The following is a 10,713-nucleotide window of genomic DNA, read 5'->3' as shown; positions in this document are numbered from 1 at the left end:
TTCTCGCCCTCGCGCAGCTTGCGGATGATCTGCTCGGGGGTGTGTCGTCGTCGCGCCATGTCGTGATCTCGTCCTCCTGCACCCATTCTGGTGCATCAGAACTCTCACAACCGCTGGACCTGCTCAAAGGGCTCCAGTCAACCCGCCGAGGGCGGCCGACGAGCACGGCGCTCTGACCTGCGGAAAAACAAGGGCGAGGCGCACGCATGGTCTGAAGTGCTATGCCTTCCGCCGTCCGACCGGCCTCGTCTGGGTCACCCCCATCTATCACCCGCCGGTGCGGCGGGCACGTAGGAACCGCTCTCGCATGGAGGTGATCTCATTCCCGCTATCGCGCTGGCCAATCTGGTGTACCTCGGCGTTTGCCAATTGCACAAGCGCGCATCGCGTTTCGTTGATGTTTATCAAATCCCCGAGGATGTCCTGGAACGCGTCCGGCGAGTGTTGCTCTACGAGTTCCTCGCCCGATTCCCACACATTCCAAACGAACTGCTGCAAGTGAGTGCACTTATCAGCAACCGCGTTGGCGTTGAGCATCTTGAGCATCGCGGCGTTGGCACCGAGCTTGCGCCAGTACTCGAGCATCATCGCCTTCAGTTCGCCGAGATCCTTCGCCGAGCCCATGAGCCAATGGTCGTACGCATGCTCCGCGATCATCGCCGTCTCAATCGCCTCAGCGCATTGACGAAGCACCGTCTCACGCTGCCACTTGCGGTACTCACGTTCGTCAGCCGCGGCTATCGCAGCGCTGTTCGTGCGGTTGTTGACACGGATCCCGAAGAGCGTCACCGATGCAATGACTAGCGAACTGATGAGTGGAAGCCACGGGGTCACACGCCGAGCATCTCATCGCATACCGACATCGATTGCGCCCGAAGAGAATCGGGTCCGTTCTGGTTCCTGGCTGATTAGGACCTGAAGCGCCGCGGCAGCCGCCCAGGATGCTCTTCGGGTTCGCGGTACCGGCTCAGCTTGGCTCGACCGGCCGCGGCTTCGGCCTGGGTCTTGGCCTGGTGGCAGCTGTCACACAGCACCCACAGGTTGTCGTCGTCATCGGTCCCGCCGGCCGCGACGTTGTTCCTGTGGTCGACCTGCCATCCGTGGCGCCCGCACTTCTGGCACGTCCGGTTATCGCGCTCGCGAATTCGATCCGCCTGGGCGCGTGGGACGCCACGGTATCGGCCGGGCGCAGTCGACCAGGCCATTGGATCAGCGAATGCCGGTGATGCGAGCGATGATTCGAGCGACCCACGCGAGCGCGTCGTCGAGCCAGGCACTCACCACATCCATACCTGAATCGGCGTGACGTACGTGAGCGGCTGCTCCAGCGTACGGATGGGGTGGCAGACCAGGGCGTGCGCGATGATCGAGAGCAGATTCATCAGGACTCCTGGGTGATCGGTTGGTTTGCGTCCGCCATGACGGCCGAGGCGTTGCACAGACCGAGATCGTCGACTACCTCGGCAGCGAATTCGTCCCATGCCACTCGCGTATGCGGCGGGGCTAATGGTTCTCAAACTTGTCACTGGAGCGGGTAACATCAAACCAGCGCTGACACAAGCGAAGTCGGACAACTCGACCTTCGTCTTGGGTCGTTGACTATCCCGCATCGGGATTGCGACACCAAGATGGAGGTTGATGTTTGTGAGGCTCAAACGCTTGCCCTGGCTGACCATGGACAATGTGAAGGCCGCTGCGGTGATTATTTCCGCAGCGGCCTCACTGGTAAACGTCGTGTGGACGGTCTACCGGGTTGTCAGTGCCCTACAGGAGAGTGGCTGGTTCTAAAACCATCCGACGGCCCTGGTTCCGCGCCTACGGCACCAGGGCCACTCTTCTATAGCGTCACCGTACGCAATTGTAGACAGATCTACACGGGGTTTCACTGCTGGCAGTGAAACCCCGTCGTTCGGATACGCGTATCGCTGAACGACGAGGGGCTTGGGGTCGCAGCGCGCAGCCGCATCTACTCCGCGGCCCGCCGGATCACAGGGTGGACGGGCGCGGGATCATGGATCGCTTGCCGAGCCTTGCTTCGGTTTGACGCACTGCGAGATCGGGAGCGGGGCGAAACCCGCAGGGCTATCAGAATATAGCGTCGAGGACAGCCAGGCCGATGATGCCGAGGCCGCGTGCGACCTCCGCCCAGTTGACCGCGGCGGCGATGGCAGACAGGGTGGACAGCATTTCGTGCTCCTTGTGTTGAGGGTGGGAACATTCCCGTTGCGGTGGCCGGATTCGAACCGGCGACCTTCAGCACATGAAGCTGACGCGCTACCGCTGCGCTACACCGCGTTGTCGAGGCCGATGTATTCGGCCAACCGTTTCGATGCGATCTCGGCGTAGGCTGGGCTGCCTTCGATGCCGAGGAACCGTCGACCTTCAGTGAGGGCGGCGACGCCGGTGGTACCGGAACCTGCGAAGGGGTCGATGATGCGGCCGCCGATCGGAACGGTGCGTACGAGGTGCCGCATCAGCTCAACAGGTTTGGCCGTGATGTGCATGCGTTGCGTGCCGGTTGGCCGGGTGATCGAGTAAACACCGGGCAGGCATGGCGGCCGGTGGTCTCGGTCGATGACGCCGTTCGATCCCCAGAGGACATACTCGTCGCCGTTGGCGAATCCGGGCTGTGGTCGAGCACCGGGCTTGGCCCACACTACGATTCCGCGCCAGCGCCAGCCTGCGGACTGGATGGCATCGCTCATCGCCGGCAGTTGTCGCCAGTCGGTGAATACGAGAGCCTGCCCGCCTGGGCGCACCAAACGCAGCGCCTCGCCGAGCCATAGTGTGCACCACAGCGTGAACGACCGCTGATCGCGCTGATCGCCGCCGAAGTCCGGCATGGCGTGCCCTGACGCGGAGTCGGTGCTCACGTACTTCTGATGCGCCGTACGGCTCGTTCGCTCGACGGTGGTGGTGCCGCCACTGCAATACGGCGGATCGGTGACAAGGGCGTCGAATTGGCCAGTTCCCAATTGGCGCATGGTCGCGAGCGCTTCGCCGTGGATGATTTCGGCGTCGCGCGCTGCACTGCCGGATAAGTCGATGGGATCTCCCATTTGCCCTGACCTCCGTGCCACACAGGGCGCCTGCGGCCCTGCTGGGCATGAAAAAACCGCCACCGGACCGGACTTGGGGTCGGGTCGTCAGCAGCGGTTTGTAGTCTCAAATGTAGCGAGCTGGGGTTTTGCGCACAAACGGGCGCGCCGTGATCAGGATCGATCAGCCGTAGATTTGTACGTTCGTACCAGGTTGACGCCGCCCCGAGAATCAATCTGTGAAGACGCAACAGTGCCCGGTCTGCTGGGAAAATGTCGAGGTCCAAAACAACGGCAAGGGACGGGGCAACGAAATCAGCGACCCGTGGATCTTTGTCGAGCACTTCCGCAACCAGGACCGGGGCGGCAAGACCTACCGCCCCCCGTGCCCAGCCTCGGGTAAGAACGATTGGATGGCACGAAACACTGCGTGACGACGGATCGCTTCATTGGCGCTGGTCCGCTTCTCGACAAGGGATGCGCTCGGGGTGCTTCTGGTAGTAGCCACGCATGATCGCGATCATCTTGTCCCGGAGGCGTTCCGGCATAGGTCCAAGTGCGGCAATGTGGCCGGACACATCGATATCGTCGTCGCTCATGCTATCGATTCGACGCCAGGGATTTCACGGATCGACTTTCCACTCTTCCCGGCAGTCCGGATGATTCGACCAGATCGCCGCCATTGCGCGCACGGCGCGGATTTCGGCGATGTCGGCCGATGCCTTCTCGGCCGACGGCGGTCGGGCGCCTACCAAGAGTTCCCACATGCCGGAGGTTTCCAGGATGTACAGGAACATATCGCGGTTAGCGGCGACTTGCCGCAACTCTCGCGCCGGATCGTGAACTGCGATGTGTAGTCCGGTGCGGCTGATCGGATGCGCGCCCCTCGAATCCGCCTGCGGGATCACCTGCTCGGCATTGCCGTCGGTCACGACATCCCATTCCGCATAGCCCTTTTCGCTCGCAGCTGAGCGCGCGGTCTCCTCGTCCTCGGCCAAGCGCGCGCGGATGAACTCGTCGATGGTCACGCGGCCCATTCTTGCCGGTAGTCGGGGTGGCTGGACCAGATGGCCGCGGTGTGCCGGATGAGCACGCGCAGAACGCCGAACTGAGCCATGGTCTCGATGTCGCTGCGCGAATATGGTTCATCGTCGGCTGGTTTCGGAAAACGGCGTTTGGCGCTGGCGTACTGCTCCAACAAAGCTCGCTTCATCGGAATCTCGCCATCCAGCACGCGCGCCGGGTCGTAGCGCTCGATGTGGGAGGTTTCGCCGTCCCGTTTCCGGACAACACCATCGCCATGCGGCGGCGCGTCGACAGGGAACACGTAGATGCCGCCATCGAATAGGCCCTCGCGGTCCCAGACCTTCCAAACGTTCCAACTATCGCCGTTTAGTGCGCCTTCTTTGTGCGCGCCGCGCGCGTGGATTTCGTCTTCTTTGAGCCGGGCCGCGATGAATTCCTCGATGGTCACAGTTGAATCATCCTCCCTGACCACCGCTGCCCGCGATGCTCATAGGTGATCGCGGGCGGATCGTCGACGACTATCGGAGGGCCATGCTGGGCGCTGTCGTAGGTGCATTGCCAGCCCGGATTTCAGAGCCGGAGACGCGGTTTCGTCGTAGGCCTGAGGTGCTGCATTCGAGTGGTGCGAGGCCGCCCAATCTGTCCCCATCGCCGTCAACTCGCCGAGCCGGACCAGCCTTAGCACGGCTCGAATCGCGACACACCCAATGAGTGACTACACCGCTCACGGAGCATCCGACCAGGCCCTTGCCAGCCGGAATCGCCTGCCGCAGAGCTGAATACGTGGCACCGGCGGCTGTTCGATTGCACCCGTCACCGGATGCCCGAGGCCGGCCCCTCTACGATCTCCGCTTCCTGCGCCCACGACACCGGAACGACGATCGCGTGTTCGCGGCCATGGCGGGTAATCGGTGCATGGAAGCCGTCGTACACCACCATCTCCCGCAGTTGACCGAAGCGCCCGCGGGCCTCTTTGATCCCGAGCGGCTCGAGGATCTTGTCGTCGCCAACCGGAAACTCGTCACGGCTGTCGTGCCACATGTCCGGATGAATCAGCAGCACCGCCTCTTCAGCGCGGTTGTGGTAGGTCACCACGACCTTGCCCTCCGTGCGCACGACCAAGAGCATGTCGGCGAATCTCGTCTGCACCGCGCTCACTGGAAATGACTGCACCGGCCGGACTATACACAATTCACACTTCTCCGCCGAGGTTCGCCACTCCCCGCCGACAGCCTCGAACGGCCATCCGAGCGTATGACGCAGCTATCTCGGCTGGCAGAGACTTCAATCGCGAGAGTTGTGTATAACGTGTATAGTGTGTATATTGATTGCAGGTTGTTGAGCAACCGAATCTCCCGAATCCCGTTCCTCACGGAGTAATCGCATGACCTTTGCATTCGCGCATATCGGACGTTTCGACGCAATCGGCGATGGAGAAAAGCACCTATCGCTGTGGAATACGCCGCATGGAGTCGAAGTCGCCATAGACGACCACAACGCGCGGCAATCGGGACCCCGCGGATCTTGCACCCCGCCGCGCCCATCAAACTCCTGCAACTGCGCCCGCACCACACCAAGGCGGCCGAGTCAGCCGCCCAGCTGACGGGCACTTCCCGTCATGTCACCGTCACCGACAACTCCGCCGTGTTCGCCATGGGTCGGCCCCCGCTCTGGACCACAGCGGCCCTGGCAAAACTGACCGAAATCTACGGCGACCACTCCGACACCGTGAAAAGCTTCCGCCAAGTGGTTGAACGGCTGACCGCCATCTGCGCCGAGCCCGGTAGCGCGAATTCGCAAGCCGCCGAACAGCGCTGAATCACCAGCGCACGACACCACTACTCAATGTGCGCTTCAGCGACGACATCGAGCTCGACGACAAGTAGCGCACGCCAATTCACTCGCCATACCCCTTTCCGGCACTCGCCGAGTGGATCCCGCACGCCGCCGCATCGGCGCACGCCGCTGTGCCGGCGCGGCGTATGAGGCAGCCACTCGCCTCGGCATCACACCGATCAACCGAAAGGTCATCCGCAGCAATGAGCGTCAACATCCTCCAGATCGACGAGTACGAGGCCAAGCGCCTGCACGAGTACGCCGGAACTGTCGACAGCCTCACCGCCGAGACCGTCGCCCGGTGGAAATCGAGCTGCCCCGACTGGAAGGGCCTGCACTGGCAGATGGGCCTGGGCGAGGACGGTACCTACCTCGGCCCGGTCAATGTCGTCACCGGCTGACCTGGCCACCGCCTACAACGCCGACGACCGAAAACCCCGTCCCCGAAGAAGACAGGAAACATTCGATGACCACTCCAGCCATTGACGACACGAGCACCGACCAACCGCGCACGCCTCACACCGAGCCGAATCGCGACACTGGTGACCGCTGTGTCACTGCCATCTGGACGCTGACCGACCCTGACAGTGACGGATGGCAGGCCAGCGCTGAACTGACCGCGACCCACATCGCTGGCATGGGCTATGTCGTGCGGTTGCGAGCCGACCGTAAACAGCACGACGGCCCCTTCGTCAGGATCCTGTTCGACCACAAGACGATCACCGTCACCGAGATCACGCGTACAGCCGGTAAACCCCGCTTCCATCGCACGACGCTGAACAAGGTCTTCGAGGAAGGACTGGAGGAACTGCGGCGCCGGTTCGACGCCAACGATTCTGTGGTCAGGGCCTACTTCGACCCGACCTCCGAGCGTCACACCCGCTGACATCGACGCGGCCGCAGCCGCTGCGCAATCCACACGCGGACGCCACCGTCTTCACCAAATCCGTGGGCCCCGTAGGGGGTTCCGCTCACATCCGCGAGGCATCAGCCTCGATCGCCCCGACGAAACGAAGGGAAACAAACCATGACCAGCACCACCCAGACCACCGAGAAGCAAGGCCCGCACCAAACGCCGATCCGAGTTCCCAAGGAGCGTGCGATCTCCCTGGCCTGGAACGTCGGCGACCCCGATCGCGGGCAGCAGCCGCAGGCCGAACTTTCCATCCACTACTTCAAGGGCAGCGGCTATGTCGCCCAGCTCAAGGAGCGGAGGGAAGCTCAAGGTGACGGATGGGTCACCCATCACTACAAGAACATGATGGGCCGCCCGGGACTGACGATCCACCGCGTGGAAGCCCCGCGATTCGCGGCCAAGACCTTGAACGGATTCGCCCAGGAGGCGCTCGCCGAGTTGCGACGCCGCTTCGATACCGCCGACACCGAGGTCGCGCGCTACTTCGATCCTGAGTCCGAACTCCACACCCCCTGACACCCCGCGACGGGTACCGGGCAGCTCGCGACTGCCCGGTGCCCGTCACGAACCTACACGCTAAACCCTCGCCGGCCACGGCTCTCCTGTGGCCGATTCGCCGACGCCGACCCCCAAGTCGGCGCATCTGCCGAACATCTAGTCGTCAAAGGACATTCGTTTCTGTGATTCACGCAGCATCTACCCTTGATCCCGCACTGCACGGCCCTGCTGAGGATCCGATCCGTGTCGGTGCCGATCCCCGGACAGTCACAGCCCGCTGGCCGATCAGCCGCGTCGACCCCAAAGGCTGGCAGCCCCATGCCGAGCTTCGAGTCACCTACGAAACCGCCACCGGTGGAAGAGGCTGCTACACCGCAACCTTGACCGCGCTCTACAGCAACAGCGTCGGTAAAAGCACCTACGCGGCGGCCACGCCGGTCATCCTGGTGTATCAACGCCGCGTCGGCCGATTCCGGCGCACCCAGCTCGAACGAGTATTCACGCGGGCAGTGTCGGTACTGCGCAGGCGATTCGCCCACGATGTCTACGTCCGGGAGTACTTCGACCACACCTCCCATATCTTCACCAACCTCGAGTACTTCGGGATCGGCTTCCACATCCCGGGCCGGGCCAGCAACAACCCCGCCCAACGGTGGCAGTTGCACCGCGACGTCGACGTCACCGGCCGATCCGGAACCGGCATCGTGGCGCACGGTATCCGGTTTCCCGACGGGACAGCCGCGATGCGCTGGATCGGCGAGCCCGCATCAACGGTCACCTTCGATGCCATCACGCATGTCACCTCCATCCACGGACACGACGGGCGAACCCGCCTTGTCTGGAGCGACCCACCACCACAACCCACCAACCGGGAGACGACCCACGTCGCGGTGCGCACCACCCGCGACGATGACGACGACGAAGTCGAAACCTGGGCGCTCTGCGAATGCCCCACCGCCGCGCTCGGCAACGCCCGCTTCGAAGCGATGGAAATCGGGTGGCAATGCCCCAACGGATTCCTGGGCGACGTCGTGGTCGTCGATGCCGTCGACGAGTTCGCGGCAGGCTGCTGCACCTGGTCGCAATACAGCGACCGGCCCGACCCAGCGTTCGCACACGGCAGCAAGCTCGCACAAGCCCGCGCCGAGCACTGGAAGTGTCAACACACCCTGTTCGGATCAGCCAGTGAAGGGTGGAACGACGAAAGCGACCCATTTTTTGGCGAGGCGATCGGCACCACCACCGAATGGCGGTTCCGGTCGCTCGACTGGGGTGCTGCGGTGGTCCATACCACGGACGAACGCGACGTCGCGGCCCTGTGGGTGTTCCGCGACAGCAACTACTCCACATTGCCCGACACCCATGGCTACGACGAGCACGTCATCGTCGAAGCCGCGCCCTATCCGACAATCGACGCGGCCAAACGCGCCGGGATCGACATGATCGTCGGTTTGCTGTCGGGACAACATCCCAGCGCTCCCCGCTGACCCGCGTGCACGAACAGACGACGCCACACTCGCGCAGCGTACGTGGACCACCGACCACCCCCGAATTCTCTTCTGGTTCACCACCGTGGGGTGCCGGGCAGCTCGCGACTGCCCGGCACCTCGTCTCGAAGTACCCACCCAATGCTCTCCGGCTCGGCTCGACGCTGGGCCGATCACGATCACGGAGTACCACAGCCATGACCCATATTTCAGCTCTCCAAGCACTGCAGGCGCACGGCACAGTGGCTTTGGCCTCTGCTGCCGGACACGTCATCACCGGGATCCGGTTGCCCGTCTATCTACCCGCTACCGATACCGCTGCCACCCCTTCGACGCCCCCGTACGTCACCGTGGTCGGTGTCTGCGACCGCACCCAAGTCGCTTCCAAATTCGTTGCCGTCCCTGATTGGTGCCGGACCGTCCCCACTCCAGACGCTCCGCCAGTCGTCGCTGTACTCAGCCCTGTACGCCATATCACCAACACCGGCACAGCGATACAGCGCCGCGTCCACCTCGCGGCGGTCACCATCGACGACTCCCAGCGGGTCGGCTTCGTCAACGTCGAGTTCACGAAGCGTCTCGTCGCCGCCATCAACCGGCGATGGGACCAGCACATGTCCGCAATCTTGGGTTACCCCGCCCCCACAGCGGTCCAGCTCTGGAACCACCCGCGCTGAGCAATCACGCATTTTCCCCGTCTGCAGGTGAGTTCGGGCAGGAAACTGCCCGAACTCACCTGCCGCACTTTCGATCACGCCCGGAGAACATGCCATGCCCGAACAAACCATCATCGTGACCACACCCGCACACAACACCCGCGAATTCGATCTAGGGCGCTTCGACACTGACGGGACCCCGTGATTCGGTCCACCTTGATCCGAAATCATGGGGTCAGGTCAGCACCACCACCGCCGAGGTCCCCCATGAGGAACCGGCGCGGTGATCTACACCGTCACCGGGCACCGCATCTCCGGAGCAGTCAGCTTCCGCGTCATCGACGCCCTGACCACCGGCAGCGCCACACGGTTCTCCATCGCATTCGGTGTCAACACCAGCGGCGAGGAGTTACCCTCCACACCGTGTCAGCTGCTCAACGAGGTGTTCCGATCGAAATCAGGTGGCAAGCAGGGCTAGCCGAAAGGACGACCTCCCACAAGTTACTGATCAACAGCCCGGGCACCCCCCGGGCTGTTTCGCGTCGCCACCGAAGACAGCGGGTGGTGCGGCCGCTGGAGAGGTCGAACAATCCAAGGCCACGGTCAGCGGCATGCGCATCACCTCGGCAACCCAGCAGGATCCAGATGAGGTTTTGCCACCGGCGTCGATGAGCGCGACTCGGATCGCCAATGCTCAACCGTGGCGTCATTGCGCGACGACGCATAGATGTTGTCCGCCTGGATGTTGGGTTGAACGTGGCCGGGATGCACTGGCACGCACGGTGTTTCATCGCGCCGGTGAACGACGGACGTCCGGTAGCCAGCTCGACACCGTTCAGCAGACCGTCGCACGTTCTTGGACCAGAACGCTCAACGTCGCCGCCGGGCGAAAACCATGGAGTCGCAGACCACGGGCGAAGCTACCGCGTGTGGTGGGAAAGGGTCGACACCGCGCGGCCCACAACCTCGAATGCTCGAACACTGGCCGGTCAGACCGAAGTGCTCGGGAAGGTGTTGGACACGAATTTGATATCGGGTTCGTTGTCGACGGCCAGAGGGCCGGCCGCGGGTGTCGCCGAGGAGGACACGACCGGCGCACAGTAATCGGATTCGGGAATGGTGGACGGCTCATCGACGGTGGCAGGCGTCGATGAAGCGGGATGTCAACGGACATCGGGACATCCGGGCGGATGGATTCGGCGGGTCCGGCTGGGCGGACAGCAGATCTCCGGGCTGATGGACATCAGTTCTCCGGG

The 10,713-nt window shown here is 63.2% G+C and carries 16 protein-coding genes and 1 tRNA gene; 9 read left to right on the top strand and 8 right to left on the bottom strand.

From position 1 onward, the window contains the following. Positions 1-267: 267 nt before the first annotated feature. Positions 268-834 (bottom strand): hypothetical protein, encoded by a 567-nt coding sequence (locus ACIBG0_RS41855; RefSeq protein WP_397041165.1) that lies wholly within the window; start codon positions 832-834, stop codon positions 268-270. Positions 835-908: 74 nt separating this feature from the next. Next, positions 909-1,205, bottom strand: coding sequence for an HNH endonuclease (locus tag ACIBG0_RS41850; RefSeq protein ID WP_397041163.1), 297 nt, complete (start codon positions 1,203-1,205; stop codon positions 909-911). 439 nt (positions 1,206-1,644) lie between these two features. Between ACIBG0_RS41850 and ACIBG0_RS41845 the strand changes: the two genes are divergently transcribed. Beyond that, on the top strand, positions 1,645-1,788 hold the full coding sequence (locus ACIBG0_RS41845) for a hypothetical protein (RefSeq protein ID WP_397041160.1): 144 nt from the start codon (positions 1,645-1,647) through the stop codon (positions 1,786-1,788). Positions 1,789-2,223: 435 nt separating this feature from the next. Here ACIBG0_RS41845 and ACIBG0_RS41840 read toward each other — a convergent pair. Together ACIBG0_RS41840 and ACIBG0_RS41835 are read right to left on the bottom strand one after the other, a co-directional pair. Continuing rightward, positions 2,224-2,295 (bottom strand) — tRNA-Met (locus ACIBG0_RS41840). Beyond that, positions 2,286-3,059, bottom strand: coding sequence for a DNA-methyltransferase (locus ACIBG0_RS41835; RefSeq protein WP_397041157.1), 774 nt, complete (start codon positions 3,057-3,059; stop codon positions 2,286-2,288). Before ACIBG0_RS41835 ends, ACIBG0_RS41840 begins: the two co-directional genes overlap by 10 nt. Before the next feature lie 218 nt (positions 3,060-3,277). Between ACIBG0_RS41835 and ACIBG0_RS41830 the strand changes: the two genes are divergently transcribed. After that, positions 3,278-3,472 carry a hypothetical protein gene (locus ACIBG0_RS41830; RefSeq protein ID WP_397041155.1) on the top strand — a complete coding sequence of 65 codons (195 nt, stop codon included), beginning with the start codon at positions 3,278-3,280 and terminating at the stop codon, positions 3,470-3,472. 12 nt (positions 3,473-3,484) lie between these two features. Here the strand turns inward: ACIBG0_RS41830 and ACIBG0_RS41825 are convergent, their stop codons facing one another. The 4 genes from ACIBG0_RS41825 to ACIBG0_RS41810 all read right to left on the bottom strand — a co-directional run bounded on the left by ACIBG0_RS41825 (position 3,485) and on the right by ACIBG0_RS41810 (position 5,222). Further along, positions 3,485-3,637, bottom strand: coding sequence for a hypothetical protein (locus ACIBG0_RS41825; RefSeq protein WP_397041154.1), 153 nt, complete (start codon positions 3,635-3,637; stop codon positions 3,485-3,487). A gap of 24 nt (positions 3,638-3,661) precedes the next feature. Continuing rightward, positions 3,662-4,066, bottom strand: coding sequence for a DUF6221 family protein (locus ACIBG0_RS41820; RefSeq protein WP_397041153.1), 405 nt, complete (start codon positions 4,064-4,066; stop codon positions 3,662-3,664). Then, the gene (locus tag ACIBG0_RS41815) at positions 4,063-4,512 is read right to left on the bottom strand and encodes a DUF6221 family protein (RefSeq protein WP_397041150.1); all 450 of its coding nucleotides are present in this window, start codon (positions 4,510-4,512) and stop codon (positions 4,063-4,065) included. The genes ACIBG0_RS41820 and ACIBG0_RS41815 overlap by 4 nt, the downstream gene beginning before the upstream one ends. 365 nt (positions 4,513-4,877) lie before the next feature. Beyond that, positions 4,878-5,222 carry a hypothetical protein gene (locus ACIBG0_RS41810; protein WP_397041148.1) on the bottom strand — a complete coding sequence of 115 codons (345 nt, stop codon included), beginning with the start codon at positions 5,220-5,222 and terminating at the stop codon, positions 4,878-4,880. 366 nt (positions 5,223-5,588) lie between these two features. Here ACIBG0_RS41810 and ACIBG0_RS41805 point away from each other — a divergent pair, with 366 nt between their 5' ends. From ACIBG0_RS41805 to ACIBG0_RS41775, 7 genes are all read left to right on the top strand, one after another. After that, on the top strand, positions 5,589-5,882 hold the full coding sequence (locus ACIBG0_RS41805; RefSeq protein ID WP_397041145.1) for a hypothetical protein: 294 nt from the start codon (positions 5,589-5,591) through the stop codon (positions 5,880-5,882). Between the two features lie 221 nt (positions 5,883-6,103). Continuing rightward, positions 6,104-6,301 carry a hypothetical protein gene (locus tag ACIBG0_RS41800; RefSeq protein ID WP_397041142.1) on the top strand — a complete coding sequence of 66 codons (198 nt, stop codon included), beginning with the start codon at positions 6,104-6,106 and terminating at the stop codon, positions 6,299-6,301. 65 nt (positions 6,302-6,366) lie between these two features. Beyond that, complete coding sequence (locus ACIBG0_RS41795) at positions 6,367-6,786, top strand: hypothetical protein (RefSeq protein ID WP_397041140.1); 420 nt, start codon at positions 6,367-6,369, stop codon at positions 6,784-6,786. A 141-nt stretch (positions 6,787-6,927) separates the two neighbouring features. Continuing rightward, positions 6,928-7,332 carry a hypothetical protein gene (locus ACIBG0_RS41790; protein ID WP_397041139.1) on the top strand — a complete coding sequence of 135 codons (405 nt, stop codon included), beginning with the start codon at positions 6,928-6,930 and terminating at the stop codon, positions 7,330-7,332. A 164-nt stretch (positions 7,333-7,496) separates the two neighbouring features. Further along, on the top strand, positions 7,497-8,801 hold the full coding sequence (locus ACIBG0_RS41785; protein WP_397041137.1) for a hypothetical protein: 1,305 nt from the start codon (positions 7,497-7,499) through the stop codon (positions 8,799-8,801). A gap of 197 nt (positions 8,802-8,998) precedes the next feature. Beyond that, on the top strand, positions 8,999-9,478 hold the full coding sequence (locus ACIBG0_RS41780; protein ID WP_397041135.1) for a hypothetical protein: 480 nt from the start codon (positions 8,999-9,001) through the stop codon (positions 9,476-9,478). Between the two features lie 262 nt (positions 9,479-9,740). Then, positions 9,741-9,935 (top strand): hypothetical protein, encoded by a 195-nt coding sequence (locus tag ACIBG0_RS41775; RefSeq protein WP_397041132.1) that lies wholly within the window; start codon positions 9,741-9,743, stop codon positions 9,933-9,935. The last annotated feature ends 778 nt before the right edge of the window (positions 9,936-10,713 follow it).

The organism is Nocardia sp. NPDC050630 (assembly GCF_044457245.1).
GTDB lineage: Bacteria > Actinomycetota > Actinomycetes > Mycobacteriales > Mycobacteriaceae > Nocardia.
This window is presented reverse-complemented; position numbering and strand designations above follow the sequence as displayed.

Excerpts from the sequence above, each read along its gene's own strand:
- ACIBG0_RS41795 (WP_397041140.1), top strand. The coding sequence starts at position 6,367 with ATGACCACTCCAGCCATTGACGACACGAGCACCGACCAACCGCGCACG.
- ACIBG0_RS41800 (WP_397041142.1), top strand. The coding sequence starts at position 6,104 with ATGAGCGTCAACATCCTCCAGATCGACGAGTACGAGGCCAAGCGCCTG.
- ACIBG0_RS41790 (WP_397041139.1), top strand. The coding sequence starts at position 6,928 with ATGACCAGCACCACCCAGACCACCGAGAAGCAAGGCCCGCACCAAACG.
- ACIBG0_RS41780 (WP_397041135.1), top strand. The coding sequence starts at position 8,999 with ATGACCCATATTTCAGCTCTCCAAGCACTGCAGGCGCACGGCACAGTG.
- ACIBG0_RS41850 (WP_397041163.1), bottom strand. The coding sequence starts at position 1,205 with ATGGCCTGGTCGACTGCGCCCGGCCGATACCGTGGCGTCCCACGCGCC.
- ACIBG0_RS41825 (WP_397041154.1), bottom strand. The coding sequence starts at position 3,637 with ATGAGCGACGACGATATCGATGTGTCCGGCCACATTGCCGCACTTGGA.
- ACIBG0_RS41835 (WP_397041157.1), bottom strand. The coding sequence starts at position 3,059 with ATGGGAGATCCCATCGACTTATCCGGCAGTGCAGCGCGCGACGCCGAA.